The following is a 22375-nucleotide window of genomic DNA, read 5'->3' as shown; positions in this document are numbered from 1 at the left end:
GCACGGGCCCCGTAGGGGCGCGGGGAACTGCGCGACAAGCCACGAACCACCCGCAGCCGAACAACCCACGTCATCGACACAGACGACGCGGGCGGCGCCTACCGCCGCCCACCCTCATACGCCTCAATGAGCTCCCGCGACCGCTTCACATCGTCCCCGATCGCCACGAGCAACGCCTCGATGGAGTCGAACTTCGCCTGCCCCCGCACGAAGGCAAGAAAGTCCACGGCCACGTGCAGACCGTACAGATCAAGACCGACGCGATCGATGGCGTACGCCTCCACCGTGCGCTCGGTGCCGTCGAACTGCGGGTTCGTGCCAACGGAGATCGCGGCGGGCATCGCCTCGCCCTGCGCGTGCAGCCAGCCGGCGTAGACGCCGTCGGCGGGGATCGCGGTGTGCGGGAGGGTCTCGACGTTGGCGGTGGGGAAGCCGAGTTCGCGGCCGCGCTGGGCGCCGCGGACGACGACGCCCTCGACGCGGTGCGGGCGGCCGAGGATCTCGCGCGCCCCTTCGACATCGCCCTCGGCGATCAGCCGCCGGGTGAGGGTCGAGGAGAAGGGCTCGCCGCCGCCGGCCTCGCCGGTCACGTAGAGATCCACCACGTCGACCTCGAAGTCGTACGTCTTGCCCTGCTCGGAGAGGAAGGCGACGTTGCCGGCGGCCTTGTGGCCGAAGCGGAAGTTGGGGCCCTCGACGACGGCCTTGGCGTGCAGCTTGTCGACGAGGACCTTCACCACGAAGTCGGCGGGTGACAGCTTCGAGAACTCGGTGGTGAAGGGGAGGATCAGCAGCGCGTCGACACCCAGCTCTGCCATCAGCTCGGCGCGGCGGTGGTGCGGGGCGAGCAGGGGCGGATGGCTGCCGGGGCGCACGACCTCGCTGGGGTGCGGGTCGAAGGTGACGACGACGGACGGAACGCCCAGCTCACGCGCCCGTTCCACGGCATGGCTGATGATCAGCTGGTGCCCGCGGTGGACGCCGTCGTACGAGCCGATGGTGACGACGCTGCGCCCCCAGTCCTGGGGGATGTCCTCCAAACCTCGCCAGCGCTGCACTGTGACCGCTCCTCGTCGAACCTGTGTCCGTGTCTGCCTCATACGCAGCTCTAAGGGTGCCATGCCGCGTCCACTCGGCCTGCATCGGTATGGAGGGCTGTGACAGGCGGCACGCGGCGGCCGCGGCACGCGGAATGGTCACACCGGAACCCGCACCCCCACCACGTTCTCGATCATGCGGCGCGTGCTGGGGCCGACCACGATGGACCAGTCCTCTGGCGTGGCGGTGAGCCAGTGGGCGACGAGGGCGGCGAAGCCGGGGACACGGCCGCTCAGATCGAGGAGGGCGCGGTCGAAGCGGGTGGCGCCGTCCGGGGTGCGGACGAGGAGGAGGCCGGCGCTGTGGACCAGCGCGCGGGTGTGCTCTTCACCAGTGCGCGCAGCGGCCTCGGCGGCGGCCCGTACGAGCGCGTCAAGGACGGCCGGGTCGTCTTCCCGGGTCAACAACAGGTCCAGGAACTCGCGCCGCAGCGGGCGCGACGCGGGCGTGCCGGGCGCCGCGAACACCTCGGCGAGCGCGGCCCGCAGCTGCGGCCTGCCCCCACCGAGCAGCCCGCTGACCAGCGGATACAGCACGGCACGCGCGGCAAGGCCGTGCTCAAGGCGCCGGTCGACGTACGCCGCCACATGGACGGCGGCCTCCGGACGCCGCTCCACGACATCGCGTACGAGGGCGGCGACACGGCGGGCCAGCGGGGGTGTCGTGACCTCGGCGAGCGTGCGCAGCGCCTCGGCTGCTTCGCCTGCGTCCGGCTCCCGCAGGCGGTCGCGGAACGCGGCGAGCACCGGGTCCGGATGCGTCGCCAGCGCGGCGACCAGCGCGCTCACGGGCAGCCGCGGGTCGCCTGCCCTGAAGCGCGCGAGGGCCTGCGGCAGATAGCGGGCCCGGGTGAGGGGATCACGGACGAGGAGCGCCAGGGCGCTCCCGTGCAGCGTGCAGTCGCCGGGGCGGGCGAGCAGGGCGAGCGCGGCGTAGCGCAGCAGCTCGCGGTCGGCCTCGGTGCGTACGTGCGGCGCGGCCCGCAGCGCGTACGCCACCGCCGCCACCCGGCGGGCCGGGCGCTCGTCGTGCGCCCAGCGGTCGACCGCCCGGCACACGGCGGACGGCTCCTCCTCCGCGAGGGCGGCCAGCAGCTCGTCTCCGCGCTGGTGCGCGCTCTCGACCAGCGCCTCGGTGAGGTCGTCCAGGGCACGGTGCCGGTGGGTGTGCAGGAGGACCTGGGCCGCGGTCGCGACGGTGGCGTCGGGGGTCGCGGGCAGCGGGCGGTCGTCGTCGAACCAGTGGGTGAGATGGGGCTGCACGGCGGCCGGGTCGGCGGCGAGCAGCTCGGACACGGCGTCCAGGTAACGGAGTTCGGGGGCAGGCGGCGCCTCGTCCGCCACGACGAGTCGCCTCAGCAGATCGAAGCGGTGCGCCTCCGGCAGGGGCAGCCCGGTCCAGAAGCCCGGCCCGAACTCCTCCGGCACGGCCCGCCCTTCGGCCCGCCACCTCACCACACGCTCGGCGAGGTGCCGCAGCACTCCGATGTACGGGGTCGCATCGGGCACCCGGAGCAGTACGTCCCTGAGGAGGCGGGTGGCCCACCAGGCCCCGGTGTCTGTCGTGATGTCTGTCGTGATGTCTGTCGCCGTGTCGGTCGCGGCGTCTGTCGGCTCGAGTTCGTCGACCGCGTGGAGCAGCTCGCGCAGGCGGAGGATGAGCTGGGCGGCTCCTTGTTGACGCGGCAGGAGGAGCAGGGCTTGCAGTACGGGGCCGATGCGGTGGCGGGGGACCGGGAAGGGCTGCGGCTCGCTCAGGGGACCAGGGCTCGCGTGGTGCACCAAGGCCTGGAGTGCCCCGTCCAGGTCGAGGTGCATGCCCTGGATCCAGTCGGCGAGCTCCTCGTGGGCGAAGCGGTATCCGTTCCCCGCGGGCACGAGCAGCCCTTCGGTGAGCACGGCGGAGGCCCACCCTGTGCACCCGCCGAGCCGCCGGTCGGGCACCGGCCCCCACGGGAACACGGACTCGAAAGCGGCCCGGTCCAACTCCCCCTGCCCCGGCCCCAGACAACGCCGCGCCGCCTCGTGCACCTGCCCGGACACCCTGGCCGCGAGCCGCCGCACGGCCGTGCCGCGCAGCCCGTTCGCCGCCGCGAGCCGCACGGCCACCCGCAGGCACATCAGATCGAGGTACGCGGCGAACACCTCGTCCCGCCCCACAAGCCCCACGGAGGCACCGGCCAGCGCGGCCCGCACCTCCGACAGCAGCCGCAGCACCAGGGGGTGCCGTGCGTCGGCCCCTTCCAGGGCATCCTCCGGGATCCCGTAGGCCGCCCGGGCCCGCCGCGCCTCTTCTTCGTCCAGATCTCCGAGCCGTACGCAGGTGGGAAGCCCGTCACCGCCCCGGTCGGCCCCGTACAGCGTCTCCCGTGGGAACTCCGCCCCCGCCTGCTCCCAGTACTCGGCCCGGCAGGCCACGACGAGCCGCGCCCCGTGCGCCCGCAGCCACTCGGAGGTGCCCGCGGTCCACTCGGGCAGCCGGTGCGCGAGGGCCGGCGGCATCTCCTCGGGACTGTCGAGGAGCAGCAGGAGGGGCCGCCCGGCGTCCCGAGCGAGCCGGGCCAGACGCTCGGGACCGATGTCACCGAGTTCACTGTCCGTGTCTCCGGGCTCCGCCGGGGAGCCGGCCGACAGGAAGTCGGCAGGCAGGCAGTCGGCTGCCAGGCACTCCCCCACCGGACTCCGGCCGTCCCGGAACCCTGCTTCCGCACCCGCCCCCACCGCTCCACCGCCGGAGGCCGAAGCCGCCACGATCCGCCCCGCCCGCTCCAACGCCCTCCTCGCCGCGTCGGCCACCGACGAGTCGGCGTCCAGCAGATCCGCTCCGCGCAGCCACAAGGTCGGGGCCGGTTCCGCACCCTGGTTGCGCCGGGTGGCAAGGGAGGCCAGTTCCGTCGTACGGCCGCTTCCCGGGGCACCGACGAGACCGAGGACGGCGTACGGGCCTTCGGCAAAGTCGGCGAACTCCCTTGCCGTATCGGCTCGTTCGACGGGATCGACCCCGCCGGAGCCAGGCGGAGACGCGACGGTGGCCGTCAGCTCCAGCACCCCCGCCAGATTCAGGTCGTCCCCGTACGCGGGCACGGTCGCCGCGTTGCGGGCCAGCAACTCGGCGAGCGCCCCGCCGGGAGTCGCGCAGCCCGCGGACAGCGGCACGGCGAAGCCCCCCACCCGCCGCCCGGACTGAAGTGCCGTACCCAGAACGGCGACGACAGCACCGGTGGCCGCATCGACCACCGGCCCCCCGGCCGCCCCACCTCCGAGCCGCAGCGCATCGCTCCCCGCCGTACCGATCGCCAACTCCACGGCGCCGTCCAGGAGATGGAAGCGGTCGGTCGCCGTGTACGTCACGGCCGTCGTGCCCAGTACGCGGGCCTCGCGCCAGCCGCCCGCGGCGATACGGACGTACGTGCCGGTCTCCACGGACTTCCGAACCGTGATCGGGAGGGGCGCGAGGCCCAGCCCGTCGGTGTGGACGAGGGCGAGGTCGAGAGACGGGAGAGGGGTGACCGCGTCGGCCGTCACCAGGCAGGTGCGGTCCTCGGGAGCGTGCAGGACGAGGCGGGTGAGCCCGTCGACCGCCTCGTGGCTGGTGACCACCGTGCCTTGGTGGTCGGCGACGACCCCCGTACCGCGCGGCCGCCCGGCCAGATCGCAGATCCGCACCAGGGCCGGATCCGCTGCTTCCCGGACCCCGTTCGGCGATTCCCGGACCTCGTCCGGCATTTCCCGGACCCGGTAAGGCGCTTCCCGGACCCGGTAAGGCGCTTCGCGTGCCCGGTCTGACGTTTCGCGGGCAGCCTCCGGCGCTTGCCGAGCGGCGTCCCGAGACTCCCGAGCAGCGTCCCGAGGCCCCCTGACAGCATCCCGAGTGTCCCGGGCAACGCCCCGAGTCTCCCGGACCGCGTCCCGGGTTTTCCGGGCAGCGCCCGGCGCCTGATGACGGCCTTCGGCCCGCGGGCCCCGTCCCGCCATGCTCGAACCTCCCCGCCGCGCGCGCCGCTCACCGTGCCATCGACGCTTCGATTTCGACGGTAGGCGCCGGGTGATCGGGCGCGACAGATCGCAAGCCGAACGAGCCCCCTTCCACTCCCCCGGTTCACTCCGAGCGCCTGCCCGGACGGGTGAATAGCCGGGGGCGTATGGATACACCCTTGGGTGGGGGAACCGAGGGGGACAGTGGAGCGGCGCACACAGGTGTCCCCGTGAACGCCGCTCCACGACGAATCCGGCCGGCCCGGCCGATCCAACCGAACCGGCCGAACCGACTGACCCAGCCGAACCGACCGACCCGGCTGACCGCATGGGTCAGCCGAACACCGCCAGGCTCTTCGCCTTGCCCTTCTGCTCCTCCACCAGCGCCAGGAACCGCCCCTCGGGATCGAACACCCCGACGGCCCCGACCCCGGTGTACTCCTCGGGCATCTCGAGCCGGACGCCGTTCGTCAGCAGGCGCCCCCGCTTCTCGTCCACGTCCCACCGGGGGAACGCGGCCGCGGCGGCCTCCGCGAGCGGCATCACGGTCAGCTCCTCCTGGAGCTGGTCGAGCGTGCGGGCGGAGTCGAGCTTGTAGGGGCCGACACGGGTGCGCCGCAACGCCGTCAGATGCCCGCCGACGCCCAGATCGGCGCCCAGGTCGCGGGCGAGCGCCCGGATGTACGTGCCGGACGAGCAGACCACCGAGACGATCAGGTCGAGGACGGGCGTGCCGTCCTCGGCGACCGCGTCCCGGACGTCGTACACGGCGAACGAAGAAATCCGTACCGGACGGGCCGGGATCTCGAAGTCCTCGCCCTCACGCGCCCGCTTGTACGAGCGCACGCCGTCGATCTTGATGGCGCTGACCTTCGACGGCACCTGCATGATGTCGCCAGTGAGCTTGGCGATGCCGGCGTCGACGGCGTCCCGGGTCACCTTGGAGGCGTCCGTGGACGAGGTGATGTCACCTTCGGCGTCATCGGTCAGGGTGTTCTGCCCGAGCCGGATGGTGCCCAGGTACTCCTTCTCGGTCAGCGCGAGGTGCCCGAGGAGCTTGGTCGCCTTCTCGACGCCGAGGACGAGCACGCCCGTCGCCATGGGGTCGAGGGTGCCCGCGTGTCCGACGCGGCGGGTCTTCGCGATCCCGCGCATCTTGGCGACCACGTCGTGCGAAGTGAAGCCCGACGGCTTGTCGACGATGACAAGGCCGTCGGGCGTCTTCTGCTTCTGCGTCATTCCGCGGCGTCGCCGTCCGTCTCGTCCTCGCCCGGCTTCTTGTACGGGTCCGCGTCACCGGCGAACGTGGCACCGGCCGAGACCTCGCGCACCTTCGCGTCCGAGGCCCGTGCCTTGTCGAGCAGGTCCTCGATGGTCTTGGCGGTGTCCGGCAGGGCGTCCGCGACGAAGGTGAGCGTCGGCGTGAACTTCACGCCCGCCGCCGCGCCCACCGCGCTGCGGAGCACGCCCTTGGCGCTCTCGAGGCCGGCTGCCGCGGCGGCCCGCTCCTCGTCGTCCCCGTACACCGTGTAGAAGACGGTCGCCTCCCGGAGGTCCCCGGTGACCCGGGTGTCCGTGATGGTCACATGCGAACCGAGCCGCGGGTCCTTGATCCCGCGCTGCAGCTTCTGGGCCACCACCTCTCGGATGAGGTCCGCCAGCCTCTTCGCCCGCGCGTTGTCGGCCACTGGTCCGTCTCCCTCTTTCTTACTGTTCTGTGTACGGCCGATCCTCGTCGCCGCACGCTCCATACGCTCAGTCGTCGTCTTCGCCGTGGAACCGCCGCCTCACCGACAGCAGTTCCACCTCGGGGCGCCCGGCGACCAGACGCTCGCACCGGTCGAGTACGTCGGTCAGGTGCCCCGCGTCCCCCGAGACCACCGCCAGGCCGATGATGGCCCTTCTGTGGAGGTCCATGTGGTCCACCTCCGCCGCGCTCACCGCGTACTTCCGCTGGAGCTCAGCCACGATCGGGCGGACGACGGAGCGTTTCTCCTTCAACGACCGTACGTCGCCGAGGAGCAGATCGAAGGACAGAGTCCCCACGTACATATGTGTATCCGGATGTCCCGCCGGTACGGGATAGATGGCCCCGCCAAGCTCTTGGCAGGACATCAGAACCGTACAACGAACGGCCGGGCCGCTCGACGGGGTTTTCGCCCGCCAACCGGGCTGGAAGTCGGGGCGCAGCCCCACTTCCAGCCCAGGGGCGCGGGGAACTGCGCGACCAGCCACAGCAGACCCGCACCCGACAACAACGGCACCTGGGGCGGAGCCCCAGAAACCCGGCGGGGGCCGACCGACGAGGACGAATCCTCGCCGGCCAACCCCAGCACCGGTTCAGCCAGCCGCAGGCTAGCCGCGCGGCTTCTCCCGCATCTCGTACGTCGCGATGACGTCGTCGATCTTGATGTCGTTGAAGTTTCCGAGGTTGATACCACCCTCGAAGCCTTCGCGGATCTCGGTGACGTCGTCCTTGAAGCGGCGCAGACCCTCGATGTTGAGGCTCTCCGCGATGACCTTGCCGTCGCGAAGCAGTCGGGCCTTGGTGTTGCGCTTGACCTCGCCGGAGCGGATGAGAACACCCGCGATGTTGCCCAGCTTGGACGAGCGGAAGACCTCGCGGATCTCCGCCGTACCGAGCTCGACCTCTTCGAACTCCGGCTTGAGCATGCCCTTGAGGGCCGCCTCGATCTCCTCGATCGCCTGGTAGATGACCGAGTAGTAGCGGACGTCCACACCTTCGCGCTCGGCCATCTGCGCGGCACGACCGGCCGCACGGACGTTGAAGCCGATCACGATGGCGTCCGAGCCCATCGCCAGGTCGATGTCCGACTCCGTGACCGCACCGACACCGCGGTGCAGGACACGAATGTCGACCTCTTCGCCGACGTCGAGCTGGAGCAGGGAGGACTCGAGAGCCTCGACGGAACCAGAAGCGTCACCCTTGATGATCAGGTTGAGCTGCTGGACCTCGCCGGCCTTGAGCACCTTGTCCAGGTCCTCGAGGGACACACGACGCGTGCGCTTGGCGAACGCGGCGTTGCGCTCACGGGCGGCGCGCTTCTCGGCGATCTGACGGGCCGTACGGTCCTCGTCCACGACGATGAAGTTGTCGCCCGCACCCGGGACGTTGGTCAGGCCCAGGACCTGGACCGGCGTCGCCGGACCGGCTTCCTCGACGTTGTTGCCGAGGTCGTCGTGCATGGCACGGACACGGCCGTACGCGTCGCCGACCACCATCGTGTCGCCGACCCGCAGCGTGCCTCGCTGGACGAGGACGGTCGCCACGGCACCACGGCCGCGGTCGAGACGGGACTCGATCGCGATGCCCTGCGCGTCCTGCTCCGGGTTGGCCCGCAGGTCGAGCGAGGCGTCCGCGGTGAGGACCACGGCCTCCAGCAGGGAGTCGATGTTCAGACCCTGCTTGGCGGAGATGTCGACGAACATCGTGTCGCCGCCGTACTCCTCGGCCACCAGACCGAACTCGGTCAGCTGACCACGGACCTTGGTCGGGTCCGCGCCCTCGACGTCGATCTTGTTGACCGCGACCACGATCGGCACCTCGGCCGCCTTGGCGTGGTTCAGCGCCTCGATCGTCTGGGGCATCACACCGTCGTTGGCCGCCACCACGAGAATCGCGATGTCGGTCGACCTGGCACCACGGGCACGCATGGCGGTGAACGCCTCGTGACCCGGGGTGTCGATGAAGGTGATCTTGCGGTCCTCGTCGTTGACCTGGGTCGCGACCTGGTAGGCACCGATGTGCTGGGTGATGCCGCCGGCCTCGCCCGCGATGACGTTCGTCTTGCGGATGGCGTCGAGCAGTCGGGTCTTACCGTGGTCGACGTGACCCATGACGGTCACCACCGGCGGACGCGAGACCAGGGCCTCTTCGCCGCCCTCGTTCTCGCCGAACTCCAGGTCGAAGGACTCGAGCAGCTCGCGGTCCTCCTCCTCGGGGCTGACGACCTGAACGGTGTAGTTCATCTCGTCGGCGAGAAGCTGCAGCGTCTCGTCGGAGACGGACTGCGTGGCCGTGACCATCTCGCCGAGGTTCATCATGACCGCGACGAGCGACGCCGGATTGGCGTTGATCTTCTCCGCGAAGTCGGTGAGGGACGCACCGCGCGACAGGCGAATGGTCTCGCCGTTGCCGCGAGGCAGCATCACGCCGCCGACCGACGGGGCCTGCATGGCCTCGTACTCCTGGCGCCTCTGCCGCTTCGACTTGCGACCACGACGCGCGGGACCGCCGGGACGACCGAAGGCGCCCTGCGTGCCACCACGGCCACCCGGACCACCGGGACGGCCACCGAAGCCGGGACGGCCACCGCCGCCACCGCCGGGACCACCCGGACGACCGGCGAAACCGCCGCCACCGCCACCGGGACCACCGGGACGGCCTGCGAAACCGCCACCGCCGCCGCCACCCGGACGACCGGCGAAACCGCCGCCGCCACCGGGACGACCGCCGCCGCCACCGCCACCGGGACGACCGCCGCCACCGGGACCGCGGCCACCAGGACCACCGCCACCGGGACGCGGGCTACCCGCAGCGGGACGCTGCGGCATCATGCCGGGGTTCGGACGGTTGCCGCCGGGGCCGCCACCGGGACGCGGAGCGCCACCGGGACCACCCTGCGGACGGGGCATGCCGCCCGGAGTCGGACGGGCACCGCCGGGGCCGCCACCGGGACGCGGAGCGCCACCGGGACCACCCTGCGGACGGGGACCACGGTCCTGGCCCGCGCCCTGGGGACGCGGAGCACCCGGGGCACCGGGGCCGCCGGGGCCCGGACGTCCGCCGCCCGGACGGGGCGCCTGCGGGCGCGCCATGCCGGTGGAGCCACCAGACGTGAACGGGTTGTTGCCCGGACGCGGACCGGCGGGACGACCACCGGGACGCGTGCCCTGGCCGCCGGGACGCGGGGCGCCCTGACGGTCACCACGGTCGGGACGGTCGCCACGACCCTGACCACCCTGCGCGGGACCGGCCGGACGGGCACCGGGCTTCGGGGCGCCGGGACGGGCACCACTCGGACGCTGACCCGCGGCCGGACCTGCAGCGGCCGGACTTGCGGCCGGGGCCGCGGGAGGCGCGGGCGGCGCCGTGAACTCGGGCGCGGCCGGAGCCGGAGACGCCGGAGCGGGCTTCGGCGCGGGGGGCTTGGGACCCGGGGTCGGACGCGTGCCGGCAGCCGGAGCGGCCGGAGACACGGGCTTCTCCGCGGCGGCCGGCTTCGGGGCCGGCGGGCGCGGTGCAGCCGGACGGGCTGCCTGAGCCGGAGAGGGTGCGGCCGGCCTGGCGGGCGCGGCCTTGCGCGGGGCGGGCTTGCCGCCGCCGTTGCCCTGCTGCAGGGCGTCGGTCAGTTTGCGTACTACGGGCGCCTCGATGGTCGAGGACGCAGATCGGACAAATTCACCGAGTTCTTGGAGCTTGGCCATGACGACCTTGCTCTCAACCCCGAACTCCTTGGCGAGTTCGTATACCCGGACCTTAGCCACTTCGCTCCTTTTAGGTCCGGGTTGCGTCCGGACCGTCGCTACTTCATGGGCGTACTCATCGCGTGCTCATCGAGTGCTCATCGCAATCTCGACCTACTTCCAACTCGCGGGGTACCAGGGCCGCACGGGGTTCCGTGCGACACGTCTTACGGTGTTGCCTGCTCAGCAACTCTCTGTCTGCTCGACGTAGTGGCGCAACGCCTTTGTGTCGAGCACTCCCGGGGCACGCAGCGCCCTCGTGAACGCCCGGCGGCGGACCGCCAGGTCGAGACAGACCAGGGCGGGGTGTACGTACGCACCCCGGCCGGGCAGCGTACCGCGAGGATCGGGGGCGCATTCGCCCTTGACCTCCACGGTCCGCAGCAGCTCGGTCTTGGCCGCTCGCTCCCGGCACCCCACACAGGTGCGCTCAGGGCATGCGCGGGCTCGCGTCCGGCCAGACACTCTTAAGTCTACCTCCCTGCACCGACCTCACCCCTTTGGGGCAAGTATCGAACAGTTGCCGCACATAAACTTGTCGTGATCTAAGCCACCTGCGGCTTGGATCTATTCCCCGGCCCGTTCGCGGGACCGCTCCCCGCCCTGTTCACCGGTCTGTTCGGTGTCCGGGCGGATGTCGATGCGCCAGCCGGTCAGACGGGCGGCGAGCCGGGCGTTCTGCCCTTCCTTGCCGATCGCCAGGGACAGCTGGTAGTCCGGGACCGTCACGCGCGCGGAGCGGGCCGCGAGGTCGACGACCTCGACCTTGGAGACCCGGGCCGGGGAGAGCGCGTTGGCGACCATGTCGGCCGGGTCGTCGGACCAGTCGACGATGTCGATCTTCTCACCGTTCAGCTCGGCCATGACATTGCGCACACGGCCGCCCATGGGCCCGATGCAGGCGCCCTTGGCATTCAGCCCCGACCGGGTGGACCGGACCGCGATCTTCGTGCGGTGACCGGCCTCGCGGGCGATCGCGGCGATCTCGACGGACCCGTCGGCGATCTCCGGCACTTCGAGCGCGAAGAGCTTCTTCACCAGATTGGGGTGTGTGCGGGAGAGCGTCACGGAGGGACCGCGTACACCCTTCGCCACCCGAACGACGTACGACCGAAGCCGCATGCCGTGCTGGTACGACTCGCCGGGGACCTGCTCCTGCACCGGCAGGATGGCCTCCAGCTTGCCGATGTCGACGAGCACGTTCTTCGGGTCGCGGCCCTGCTGGACCACACCGGTGACGATGTCACCCTCGCGCCCCGCGTACTCGCCGAGCGTCGCGTCGTCCTCCGCGTCCCGCAGGCGCTGCAGGATGACCTGTTTGGCGGTGGTGGCGGCGATACGGCCGAAGCCGGACGGGGTGTCGTCGAACTCGCGCGCCTCCTGCCCCTCCTCCAGGTCCTCGGGATCCTCCTTCGCCCACACGGTCACATGGCCGGTCTCCCGGTTGAGCTCCACGCGCGCGTGACGGCGGCTTCCCTCGGTGCGGTGATAGGCGATGAGGAGGGCCGACTCGATCGCCTCGACCAGCAGGTCGAAGGAGATCTCCTTCTCCCGTACCAAGCCCCGCAGGGCACTCATGTCGATGTCCACGGCTACGCCTCCTCCTCTTCTTCCTTCATGTCCTTCTTGTCCTTGCGGCTGAACTCGACCTGGACGCGCGCCTTGGCGATGTCCGAGAAGACGAGCCTCTTGGCGGTGGGCTTGCGCCCCTTTACGCCGGGTACCTCGACGTCCGTGCCCTCGTCGTCGACCGTGATGATGCGGGCGACCAGCTCGTCGCCGTCTTTCAGCTGGAACTTCACCAGGCGGTCGGTGGCGCGTACGTAGTGACGGTGTTCCTTGAGCTCGCGCTCGGCACCGGGGGTTCCCACTTCCAGGGTGTACTCGCCCTGGCCCATCGCGTCGGTCTCGTCGAGCTTCGCCGAGAGCGCTCGGCTCACATCGGCGATCGCGTCCAGGTCGGCTCCTTCGTCGGAGTCAACGACGACGCGGAGCACACGCTTGCGTCCGACCGAGTCCACTTCGATCTCCTCGAGATCGAGTCCCTGCGAGCTGACGAGCGGTTCCAGGAGCTCTCGCAGCCTCTCGCTCTGGGTGGTGCTCATCCGGGTGACTCCTCGGCCGCGTGTGCTGTTGTGGGTATGTCGCGTGTCAGGTCAAAGGGTATCCGGTCCCAAGGGGTGTTGCCGTCCACCTGGCTCGCCCGACAGCGGGACGGCGCCGCTGGTGGGTGCGGCGGCGGTACGCGGGTACCGTGATCACGGGCCTGCCGCCCTTCCGTTCGTACGAGCCCTCCGAGGACGTCTGCCGTGCCGTTCACCCTGCCGTCGCGCACCCCCACGGGGCCGCGCCGAAGGAGCCTGCTCACCGGGGCCGCCGGCGTCGGCGCCGCGCTGCTCGCGGGCTGCTCCGCCCCCGACTCCTCTTCCGAGAGCGCCACCAAGGGGAGCCCGTCCGCCGCCGACCGGGCACGCGCGCGTGCGGCCCGCGACAGTGAGCGGCTCGCGGAGCGGTACGCGGCCGTGCTCGCCGCGCATCCAGCGCTGGCGGCGCGTCTGTCGCCGCTGCGGGCGGAGGTCGTACGACACGCGCAGGCGTTCGGGGGCGGGAAGCGCGCGTCGGCGTCTCCGTCTCCTTCCGCTGCTCCTTCCACGGCTGCTTCCGCGCCTCCGTCGGCGGCCCCCTCCTCTGATGTGCCGGTTGCGGAGAAGGACGCGCTTGCGGAGCTTGCCGCGGCCGAGCGGGAGTTGGCGGACCGGCGTACGAAGGCGCTGCTGGAGGTGCCGGGTGAGCTGGCCCGGCTGCTGGCCTCGGTAGCGGCGGCCGGTGCGGTGCATGTGTTTCTGCTGACGGAGGGCGAGAAGTGAGCGGTTCCGGGAAGACGGAGGCGAAGGCGCCGGCGGAGCTGACGGCCGTGCAGGCCGCGCTCGGTGCCGAGCATGCCGCCGTGTACGGCTACGGGGTCGTGGGCGGGAAGATCCAGGAGAGTCGGCGGAGTGAGGCGCGGGCGGCGTACGACGCGCACCGGGCGCGGCGGGACGAGCTGACGCGAGCCGTGCGCGACCTGGGCGGGAAGCCCGAGCCCGCGGCGGCCGCGTACGCGCTGCCGTTCCCGGTGACGGACTCGGACGCGGCCGTACGGTTCGCCGCCGAGCTGGAGGGCCGGGTGGCCGGGGTGTACTCCGACCTGGTCCGGGCCGCCGAGGGCGACCGGCGCCGGGCGGCGGCGGACGCGTTGCGGGAAGCGGCGGTGCGGTCGGTGCGCTGGAGCGGCGAGAGCGTAGCCTTCCCTGGTCTCGCCGAGCGGTCGGCCCCGTCCACCGCGTCGGCGACACCGACCTCGTAACGCGTACAGGAAGGGAACGACTCGCGCATGGCTTTCGAACCGCCGCAGCGTCTCGTCAAGGCGCTCGGCGAGACGGCACCGGGCGGTGACGACTGGCTGGAGAAGCTGCCTCAGGCCGCTCAGCAGGCCGTCGCGCTACGCGAGTTGACCGTGGAGCGCGTGCAGGTGCCCGGCGGGCGCAGCAGTCTGGTGATCCTCGTGCGGCTGCCTGACGGCACCCCCGCCGTCCTGAAGCTCGCCCCGCGCCGGGCCCGCCCGGAGAGCGAGCGGGCCGCGCTCGCGCACTGGGACGGCCTGGGTGCGGTACGGCTCCTCGATCCGGCCGGTCCCGAGGGCGTCCTGTTGCTTGAGCGGCTGCATCCCGATGTGTCGGTGCGTTCGCTGCCCGAGGCCAAGTCGATGTTGGAGGCCGCGGGGACGCTGCGCCGGCTGTGGGTCGAGCCGCCCGCCGACCATGTCTTCGAGACGGTGGCCGAGCGGACCGGGCGGCAGGCCGAGGCGATGCGGGCGAGCGCCGACGCGGAGGCCGCGCCGCTGGTCGACGCGGCGCTGGCGGTACGGGACGAGCTGCTCGCGTCGGCGCCCGAGGCGCGTCTGCTGCACGGCACTTTCCGGCAGAGCAAGGTCCTGGCAGGCGAGCGCAGCCCCTGGCTGGCCGTGGGTCCTGACCCCGTCGTCGGCGAGTGCGCCTTCGACCTGGCCCGCCTGGTCCGCGACCGCGTCGAGGACCTGATCGCCTCCCCGTCCGGCGCCGCCACCACCCGCCGCCGGGTGAAGCGTCTCGCGGAGTCCCTGGACGTGGATCAGGAGCGGTTGCGCGGCTGGACGCTGTTCCGGGCCGTGGAGTCGGGGGTACGGGCCCGGCGCGTGGGCCGCCTCCAGGACGCGGAGTTGTTGCTGGAGTTCGCGAGCTGGCTGTAGCCGGTGCCTTCGGACAGCCCGGTGGTTGCGGGGGCGGGGGTTTCCCCCCGCCGCCCCTACCCGTCCCATCCCTGAGGGCTGCGCCCCCAGACCCCCGCTATCGGCCTGAACGGCCTCCTCCTCAAACACCGGACGGGCTGGAGGTGCAGGAGCCCCGGTTACTCCGCCGACAGGCGGGCGATCGCCTCGTCCACCGTCAGCTCCTCGCGCTCGCCGGTGCGGCGGTCCTTCAGTTCCAGGACGCCCTCGGCCGAGCGCCGTCCGGCCACCAGGATCTTCGGTACGCCGATGAGTTCGGCGTCCGTGAACTTCACGCCCGGCGACACACCGGCCCGGTCGTCCACGAGCACGCGTACGCCCGCCGCGCCCAGCTTCTCCGAGACGTCGAGGGCCAGCTCGGTCTGGAGGGCCTTGCCCGCCGCGACGACGTGGACGTCGGCCGGGGCGATCTCCTTGGGCCAGCACAGGCCCTGGTCGTCGGCCGACTGCTCGGCCAGCGCCGCGACCGCGCGCGAGACGCCGATGCCGTACGAGCCCATGGTCACGCGGACCGGCTTGCCCTGCTGGCCGAGGACGTCGAGCTGGAAGGTGTCCGCGTACTTGCGGCCCAGCTGGAAGATGTGGCCGATCTCGATGGCGCGGTCCAGCTTGAGGCCGGTGCCGCACTTCGGGCAGGGGTCGCCGTCTTCCACGACGACCACGTCGAGGTGGTCGTCGACCTCGAAGTCACGGCCCACGACGACATTGCGGGCGTGCTTGCCCTCCTTGTTCGCGCCGGTGATCCAGGCCGTGCCGGGGGCCACGCGCGGGTCGGCGATGTAGCGGACCTTCTCCATACCCTGCGGGCCCACGTAACCGCGTACGAGGTCGTCGCGGCCCTCGAAGTCCTCGGCCGTGACGAGTTCGACGACGGCCGGGGCGAGGTGCTCGCCCAGCTTGCCGAGGTCGACCTCGCGGTCGCCCGGGACGCCCACGGCCACGATCTCGCCGTCGACCTTCACCAGGAGGTTCTTGAGGGTGGCGGAGGCGGGGACGCCGAGGTGCTGGGCGAGGGTCTCGATGGTCGGGGTGTCGGGGGTGTCCAACTCCTCGACCGGGCCGTGCTCCTGGGAGACCGGCGTCAGCTGGAAGGTGACCGCCTCCGTGTTCGCCGCGTAGTCGCAGGCCGGGCAGTCCGCGAAGGTGTCCTCGCCGGCCGCGGCGGGCGCGAGGAACTCCTCGGACGCCGAGCCGCCCATCGCACCGGAGACGGCCGAGACGATCCGGTAGTCCAGACCCAGGCGCGCGAAGATCTTCTGGTACGCCTCGCGGTGCAGCCGGTAGGACTCGGCGAGCCCCTCGTCGGTCGTGTCGAAGGAGTACGAGTCCTTCATCTGGAACTCGCGGCCGCGCAGCACGCCGGAGCGGGGGCGGGCCTCGTCCCGGTACTTCGTCTGGATCTGGTAGAGCATGACCGGCAGGTCCTTGTACGACGCCACCTGGTCCTTCACCACGAGGGTGAAGATCTCCTCGTGCGTCGGGCCGAGCAGGTACTCGCCGCCCTTGCGGTCCTTGAGGCGGAAGAGCAGGTCGCCGTACTCCTCCCAGCGGGCCGACGCCTCGTACGGCTCCTTGGGCAGCAGGGCCGGGAGCAGGACCTCCTGGGCGCCGATGGCGTCCATCTCCTCCCGTACGACACGGGAGATGTTGTCGAGGACCTTCTTGCCGAGCGGGAGCCAGGTCCAGATGCCGGCCGAGTTACGGCGTACGTAGCCGGCGCGGACCAGCAGCTTGTGGCTGAGCGTCTCGGCGTCCGCCGGGTCGTCACGCAGTGTCTTGACCATCAAACGGGACATGCGCTGGACCTGGGCCATGATTCTCGACTCCTGCTGCGTAAGGGTGATGCTAGGAGGTTAGCCGGGGGGCAGCCGTCGCCGGAAATCCGTTATTCGCTGTCGGCGGGATCCGTCACCGGCGGCGCAGGGGCAGAGGGGCGCCCATCACCGCGTACGGCTTCGGCGCGCTGGGGAACAGGACCTGCCTGGCCAGGTCCTTGTACCCGAGCGAGCGGTACAGCCCGCGGGCCGGGCTCTCCGTGTCGATGGCGGAGAGGATCGAGCGCGGTTCGGCGGCGCTGTCGGTGATCGTGGTGATCAGGGCGCGGCCGACGCCGCGGTTCTGGTAGCGCGGGTGGACGTGCAGTTCGGTGATGACGAAGGAGTCGTCCAGCCAGTCGTCGTATCCCTGGCTCCGCAGGTAGGGCTCGACGACGGTGGACCACCAGTGCGCACGGTCGTTGGGCATGCCGTAGACGAAGCCGACGAGCCGTCCGTCGGCGGTGGTCGCGCCGAGTGCGCGGGCCCCGGGGTAGGTGATGTGCCGCAGCACGATCTGCCGTCGTACGGCGATCTCGTCCGAGCCGAGTCCGAAGGCCAGGGCCTGTACGGCCAGCGCCTCGTCGATCCGGGCGGCCAGATCCAGCGGGCCGATGACGACGTCGTCGGGCGTACGGGGGCCCTGACCGGGGAAGCGGAGCATGCCCGGGAGACTACCCGGGCGTTTCGATGGGTGGCGCCGGGGACGGGGGGTTGTCTTGTTGGGTGCGGGTCGGGTGTGGCTGGTCGCGCCCACGCGGCGGAGCCGCACAATGTCACGCCCCGCGCCCCTTACGGGGCGCGCCTTCTTCTCAGAACAAGACGCTCATGAAAGCGCCTACCTCTTGGAAGCCGACCCGGTGGTATGCGGCGCGGGCGGGGGTGTTGAAGTCGTTGACGTACAGGCTGACTATCGGGGCGACGTCTGCGAGGGCGTAGCGCAGGACGGCTGCCATGCCGGGGGCCGCGAGGCCCTGGCCGCGGTACTCGGGGGCGACCCAGACGCCCTGGATCTGGCAGGCCTGGGGGGTCGCCGCGCCGATCTCGGCCTTGAAGACGACCCTGCCGTCTTTGTCGAGGCGGGCGAACGAGCGGCCGGAGCCGACGAGTTCGGCGACCCGGGCCTGGTAGAGCAGGCCGCCGTCACCGGCGAGCGGGGAGACGCCGACCTCCTCCGTGAACATCGCCACGCAGGCCGGCATGATCGTCTCCAACTCGTCCTTGCGGATGCGGCGGACGTACGGGTCCGGGGCGATGTCGGTGGGCAGACGGTCGGTGACCATCAGGGGCTGGTGCGGGCGGACCTCGCGGGCCGGGCCCCAGTTCGGCTCGAGGAGGCGCCAGAGCGGGCCCGTGGCCTCGGCGGGGCCGACGATGGAGGAGCAGCGGCGGCCTGCCCTGCGGGCGCGGTCCGCGAAGGCCCGGACGGCTCGGGGGGTGGCGCAGATCGGGACCAGGTTCGCGCCCGCGTAGCAGAGGGACGTCAGCATGCCGTCCTCGTACCAGCCCCACATCTCGCCGCCGAGGCGCCATGGGTCGAGGCCGGCGACCTGTACTCGGGAGGTCACGAAGGCGTTCGCGACCGGCTCGCGGTCGAGGACTGCGAGCGCGGCGTCCAGGTCACTCGGTTCGAGGACTCTGGTGGTCGTCTGCGTCAACACGTACGGGGGCCTTCACCATCAAGTCTGCTGATCCCCGCACTGTACCTGGCGAAAATGTGCCGCGCCGCCCCATGCCTTGGGCCGGCTTTTTCCCCCCGCAGCCCGAGCGGAAGGTCAGCCCGCCACAGACACCGAAGGCTCGCCGGAGGCGACCCCGTCCGCTTCCATCTGTTCGGCGATCTTCATCGCCTCGTCGATGAGGGTCTCCACGATCTTCGACTCGGGCACCGTCTTGATGACCTCGCCCTTCACGAAGATCTGCCCCTTGCCGTTGCCGGAGGCGACGCCGAGGTCGGCCTCGCGGGCCTCGCCCGGCCCGTTGACGACGCAGCCCATGACCGCCACGCGGAGCGGAACCTCCATGCCCTCCAGGCCGGCGGTGACCTCCTCCGCCAGCTTGTACACGTCGACCTGGGCCCGCCCGCAGGACGGGCAGGAGACGATCTCGAGACGCCGCTGCTTGAGGTTCAGCGACTCCAGGATCTGCATGCCGACCTTGATCTCCTCGACCGGCGGGGCGGAGAGGGAGACCCGGATCGTGTCGCCGATGCCCTCGGCGAGCAGCGCGCCGAAGGCCACCGCCGACTTGATCGTGCCCTGGAAGGCGGGGCCCGCCTCCGTCACACCGAGGTGCAGCGGGTAGTCGCAGGCGGCGGCCAGCTGACGGTAGGCGTTGACCATGACCACGGGGTCGTTGTGCTTGACCGAGATCTTGATGTCCCGGAAGTCGTGCTCCTCGAAGAGGGACGCCTCCCAGAGGGCCGACTCGACGAGCGCCTCGGGCGTCGCCTTGCCGTACTTCTGGAGCAGCCGCTTGTCGAGCGAACCGGCGTTGACCCCGATCCGGATCGGCGTGCCGGTGTCCTTGGCGGCCCGCGCGATCTCCTTGACCTGGTCGTCGAACTGCTTGATGTTGCCGGGGTTCACCCGGACCGCGGCGCAGCCGGCGTTGATCGCGGCGAACACGTACTTCGGCTGGAAGTGGATGTCCGCGATGACCGGAATCTGCGACTTACTGGCGATGGTCGCGAGCGCGTCTGCGTCGTCCTGCGTGGGGCACGCCACCCGTACGATCTGGCAGCCGGACGCGGTCAGCTCGGCGATCTGCTGGAGCGTGGCGCCGATGTCGGACGTACGCGTCGTCGTCATCGACTGCACCGAGACGGGTGCGTCTCCGCCCACTGCCACGGTTCCGACCTGGATCTGCCGGCTCTTCCGGCGCTCGGCGAGCTTGGTCGGAACGGACGGCATGCCGAGTGAAATCGCAGTCATCTGCTGTGCAACCCCAAGGTAAGGATCGGTCGGTCCCGAAAGCTGACGGGCTCCAGCCATCGAGATTACGGCACCCCCGCAGGCGGGAGCACATTCCACAGGCAGGTCCACCCAAAGGCGGGCGGCCGGACACTCAGTGTGCCCGGCCGCCACGAACTGCGTATGACTAGGAGATTCTCACCGGGTTAACCACGTCCGCGATGAGCACCAGGATCGTGAAGCAGATGAAGATTCCGGCCACCACGTACGCGACGGGCATCAGCTTCGCCACATCGAACGGACCGGGGTCCGGCCGCCGCAGCACCTTCGCAGTGTTCCGCCGCAGCGACTCCCAGAGGGCGCCCGCGATGTGCCCGCCGTCGAGCGGCAGCAGCGGGAGCATGTTGAACAGGAACAGGGAGAGGTTGAAGCCCGCGACGAGGAACAGCATCATCGCGATCTGGTTCTCCGGCGGGATGTCGAGCGTGAAGACCTCGCCGCCGACGCGGGCCGCGCCGACCACACCCATCGGGGAGTCAGCCTCGCGCTCGCCGTCACCGAAGGCCGCGTCCCACAGTGCGGGGATCTTGGACGGCAGGGCGAGCAGCGACTCGACGCCGTTCTCCATCATGTCGCCCATGCGGTCCACGGACTGCCCGAACGACTGCTGGACGATGCCGGAGGCGGGCGTGAAGCCGAGGAAGCCGGCGTACACGTACTTGCCCTCGACATAGCCGCCGTTGCCGTCGGTCGCGCTGACCTGGTTGCGGATCAGATGGGCCGTCAGGTCGAGCTGCTTGCCGTCGCGCTCGACGGTGAGGGTGACGTCCTTGCCGGGGTTGGCGCGGATGTCGGCCTGGAGGGTGGACCAGTCGGCGACCTTCTCGCCGTTGAACGCGACGATCTTGTCTCCGCCCTGGAGCCCGGCGGCCTTGGCGGGTGCGGCCTGGTCGCCGGTCGCGCACTTCGACCGGTTCTCACTCTGCTCGATGACGCAGTCGGAGACCTTGCCGACCGTGGTGGTCTGGGTCTGGACACCGAAGGTCATCATGACGCCGAGGAAGATCGCGACGGCCAGGATCAGGTTCATGAAGGGGCCGGCGAACATCACGATCACGCGCTTCCACGGCTTGCGCGTGTAGAAGAGGCGGGACTCGTCGCCCGGCTGGAGCTCCTCGAAGGACTGCGCCCTGGCGTCCTCGACCATGCCGCGCCACGGCGAGGTGGAGCGGGCCTCGAGACGGCCGTCGGGGCCGGGCGGGAACATCCCGATCATGCGGATGTAGCCGCCGAGCGGAATCGCCTTGACCCCGTACTCCGTGTCGCCCTTCCTGCGCGACCAGATGGTCGGGCCGAAGCCGACCATGTACTGCGGCACGCGGATGCCGAAGAGCTTGGCCGTGGAGAGATGTCCCAGCTCGTGCCAGGCGATCGAGAAGAGCAGGCCGACCGCGAAGACGACTATGCCGAGGATCATCATCAGGGTCGTCATGCACGAGCCTCCGCCGTTGTCGTGGCTGTCGTTGTCGTTGTCGTCCGGGCTGCCGCCCGCGCTGTCAGTTCACGGGCCCGGGCGCGCGCCCAGGTCTCCGCTTCGAGGACGTCCGCGACGGTGAGTGAGGTTCCCGTACCCGGTGTGCCGTGCTCGGCGACGACCTTCGTCACGGTCTCCATGATCCCGAGATACGGCAGAGTGCCGTTCAGGAACGCGTCCACGCACTCCTCGTTGGCCGCATTGAACACTGCCGGGGCCGTGCCTGCGAGCTCCCCGACGTGCCGGGCGAGCCCCACCGACGGAAACGCGTCGTTGTCGAGCGGGAAGAACTCCCAGCTCGAAGCCTTCGACCAGTCGAAGGCGGGCGCGGCGTCGGGGACGCGCTCGGGCCAGCCGAGGCCGATGGCGATGGGACCGCGCATGTCGGGGGGCGTCGCCTGCGCCATCGTCGATCCGTCCGTGAACTCCACCATCGAGTGGACATACGACTGCGGGTGCACGACCACCTCAATCCGATCGAAGGGAATGTCGTAGAGGAGGTGTGCCTCGATGACTTCCAGCCCTTTGTTGACGAGGGTCGCGGAGTTGACGGTGATGACCGGGCCCATGGCCCAGGTGGGGTGCGCGAGGGCGTCCTCGGGGGTGACGTCGGCCAGCTCGGACTTCGTACGTCCTCTGAAGGGGCCGCCGGAGGCGGTGACGACGAGTTTGCGTACATCGGCCCTGGTGCCCGAGGCGAGGGCCTGGAAGAGGGCGGCGTGCTCGGAGTCGACCGGGATGATCTGGCCGGGCTTGGCCAGCGCCTTCACCAGAGGGCCGCCGACGATGAGCGACTCCTTGTTGGCGAGCGCGAGGGTGCGGCCCGCCTCGAGGGCGGCGAGGGTGGGGGCGAGGCCGATCGAGCCGGTGATCCCGTTGAGGACGGTGTGCGCCTCGGAGGCGGCGAGATGGGTGGCGGCGTCCGGCCCCGCGAGGATCTCGGGGAGCGGTTCCCCCGCACCGTAGTGCGCGGACAGGGCCTCGCGCAGCGCCGGTACGACGTCCTCGCGCGCGACGGCGACCGTCCGCACACGCAGCCGGTGGGCCTGCTCCGCGAGCAGTCCGACCCGTCCGCCGGCGGCGGAGAGCCCGGTCACCCGGAACCTGTCGGGGTTGCGCAGCACGAGATCGATGGCCTGCGTGCCGATCGACCCGGTGGAGCCGAGGATCACGACATCCCGTACTCCGTCGACAGGATCGAAGACGAGATGCGGATCGGCGAGTGGGGCTGGACTGTCGCTCATCCCCCC

At 71.1% G+C, this 22375-nt stretch carries 18 protein-coding genes; 3 read left to right on the top strand and 15 right to left on the bottom strand.

Translation table 11 applies throughout. The features are described 5' to 3' along the window. Positions 1–98: 98 nt before the first annotated feature. The 9 genes from GAS53_RS34285 to rimP all read right to left on the bottom strand — a co-directional run bounded on the left by GAS53_RS34285 (position 99) and on the right by rimP (position 12664). Complete coding sequence (locus tag GAS53_RS34285) at positions 99–1058, bottom strand: bifunctional riboflavin kinase/FAD synthetase (RefSeq protein ID WP_151481655.1); 960 nt, start codon at positions 1056–1058, stop codon at positions 99–101. 138 nt (positions 1059–1196) lie between these two features. Then, complete coding sequence (locus tag GAS53_RS34280) at positions 1197–4823, bottom strand: serine protease (protein WP_225859255.1); 3627 nt, start codon at positions 4821–4823, stop codon at positions 1197–1199. Between the two features lie 582 nt (positions 4824–5405). Further along, entirely contained in the window at positions 5406–6311 is a 906-nt protein-coding gene (gene truB, locus GAS53_RS34275) for a tRNA pseudouridine(55) synthase TruB (RefSeq protein WP_151481654.1), read from the bottom strand. Beyond that, entirely contained in the window at positions 6308–6760 is a 453-nt protein-coding gene (rbfA, locus tag GAS53_RS34270) for a 30S ribosome-binding factor RbfA (protein ID WP_151481653.1), read from the bottom strand. Before rbfA ends, truB begins: the two co-directional genes overlap by 4 nt. A gap of 67 nt (positions 6761–6827) precedes the next feature. Next, positions 6828–7124: a DUF503 domain-containing protein gene (locus GAS53_RS34265; RefSeq protein ID WP_151481652.1), complete on the bottom strand. Its 297-nt coding sequence runs from the start codon at positions 7122–7124 to the stop codon at positions 6828–6830. 303 nt (positions 7125–7427) lie between these two features. Beyond that, entirely contained in the window at positions 7428–10580 is a 3153-nt protein-coding gene (gene infB, locus GAS53_RS34260; protein WP_151481651.1) for a translation initiation factor IF-2, read from the bottom strand. Between the two features lie 162 nt (positions 10581–10742). Then, a complete protein-coding gene (locus tag GAS53_RS34255; RefSeq protein ID WP_151481650.1) occupies positions 10743–11024 on the bottom strand; it encodes a YlxR family protein in 282 nt (93 codons plus the stop codon). Positions 11025–11126: 102 nt separating this feature from the next. Next, positions 11127–12149 (bottom strand): transcription termination factor NusA, encoded by a 1023-nt coding sequence (gene nusA, locus GAS53_RS34250; protein ID WP_151481649.1) that lies wholly within the window; start codon positions 12147–12149, stop codon positions 11127–11129. A 2-nt stretch (positions 12150–12151) separates the two neighbouring features. Continuing rightward, entirely contained in the window at positions 12152–12664 is a 513-nt protein-coding gene (rimP, locus tag GAS53_RS34245; protein WP_151481648.1) for a ribosome maturation factor RimP, read from the bottom strand. A 204-nt stretch (positions 12665–12868) separates the two neighbouring features. On the opposite strand from rimP, the gene GAS53_RS34240 reads away from it, so the two are divergent. The 3 genes from GAS53_RS34240 to GAS53_RS34230 are packed head-to-tail and all read left to right on the top strand — an operon-like array spanning position 12869 to position 14826. Further along, entirely contained in the window at positions 12869–13426 is a 558-nt protein-coding gene (locus GAS53_RS34240) for a hypothetical protein (RefSeq protein WP_151481647.1), read from the top strand. Further along, positions 13423–13905, top strand: a complete 483-nt coding sequence (locus GAS53_RS34235; protein ID WP_151481646.1) for a ferritin-like domain-containing protein — start codon at positions 13423–13425, stop codon at positions 13903–13905. Before GAS53_RS34240 ends, GAS53_RS34235 begins: the two co-directional genes overlap by 4 nt. Before the next feature lie 27 nt (positions 13906–13932). Next, complete coding sequence (locus tag GAS53_RS34230; RefSeq protein WP_151481645.1) at positions 13933–14826, top strand: aminoglycoside phosphotransferase family protein; 894 nt, start codon at positions 13933–13935, stop codon at positions 14824–14826. A gap of 158 nt (positions 14827–14984) precedes the next feature. Here the strand turns inward: GAS53_RS34230 and GAS53_RS34225 are convergent, their stop codons facing one another. The 6 genes from GAS53_RS34225 to dxr all read right to left on the bottom strand — a co-directional run bounded on the left by GAS53_RS34225 (position 14985) and on the right by dxr (position 22369). Then, complete coding sequence (locus GAS53_RS34225; protein WP_151481644.1) at positions 14985–16679, bottom strand: proline--tRNA ligase; 1695 nt, start codon at positions 16677–16679, stop codon at positions 14985–14987. Positions 16680–16773: 94 nt separating this feature from the next. Continuing rightward, positions 16774–17343, bottom strand: a complete 570-nt coding sequence (locus tag GAS53_RS34220) for a GNAT family N-acetyltransferase (RefSeq protein WP_151481643.1) — start codon at positions 17341–17343, stop codon at positions 16774–16776. A 148-nt stretch (positions 17344–17491) separates the two neighbouring features. Further along, positions 17492–18340, bottom strand: coding sequence for a GNAT family N-acetyltransferase (locus GAS53_RS34215; RefSeq protein WP_151481642.1), 849 nt, complete (start codon positions 18338–18340; stop codon positions 17492–17494). A gap of 114 nt (positions 18341–18454) precedes the next feature. Next, positions 18455–19612: a flavodoxin-dependent (E)-4-hydroxy-3-methylbut-2-enyl-diphosphate synthase gene (gene ispG / locus GAS53_RS34210; protein WP_151481641.1), complete on the bottom strand. Its 1158-nt coding sequence runs from the start codon at positions 19610–19612 to the stop codon at positions 18455–18457. A gap of 166 nt (positions 19613–19778) precedes the next feature. Next, the gene (locus tag GAS53_RS34205) at positions 19779–21083 is read right to left on the bottom strand and encodes a M50 family metallopeptidase (RefSeq protein ID WP_151481640.1); all 1305 of its coding nucleotides are present in this window, start codon (positions 21081–21083) and stop codon (positions 19779–19781) included. Beyond that, entirely contained in the window at positions 21080–22369 is a 1290-nt protein-coding gene (gene dxr / locus GAS53_RS34200; protein ID WP_151481639.1) for a 1-deoxy-D-xylulose-5-phosphate reductoisomerase, read from the bottom strand. The genes GAS53_RS34205 and dxr overlap by 4 nt, the downstream gene beginning before the upstream one ends. Between the last annotated feature and the right edge of the window lie 6 nt (positions 22370–22375).

Origin of the sequence: Streptomyces albicerus, from assembly GCF_008905045.1 — a bacterium.
Taxonomy (GTDB): domain Bacteria; phylum Actinomycetota; class Actinomycetes; order Streptomycetales; family Streptomycetaceae; genus Streptomyces; species Streptomyces albicerus.
The sequence above is the reverse complement of the archived record's forward strand: the minus strand, read 5'-3'. Positions and strand labels throughout refer to the sequence as shown.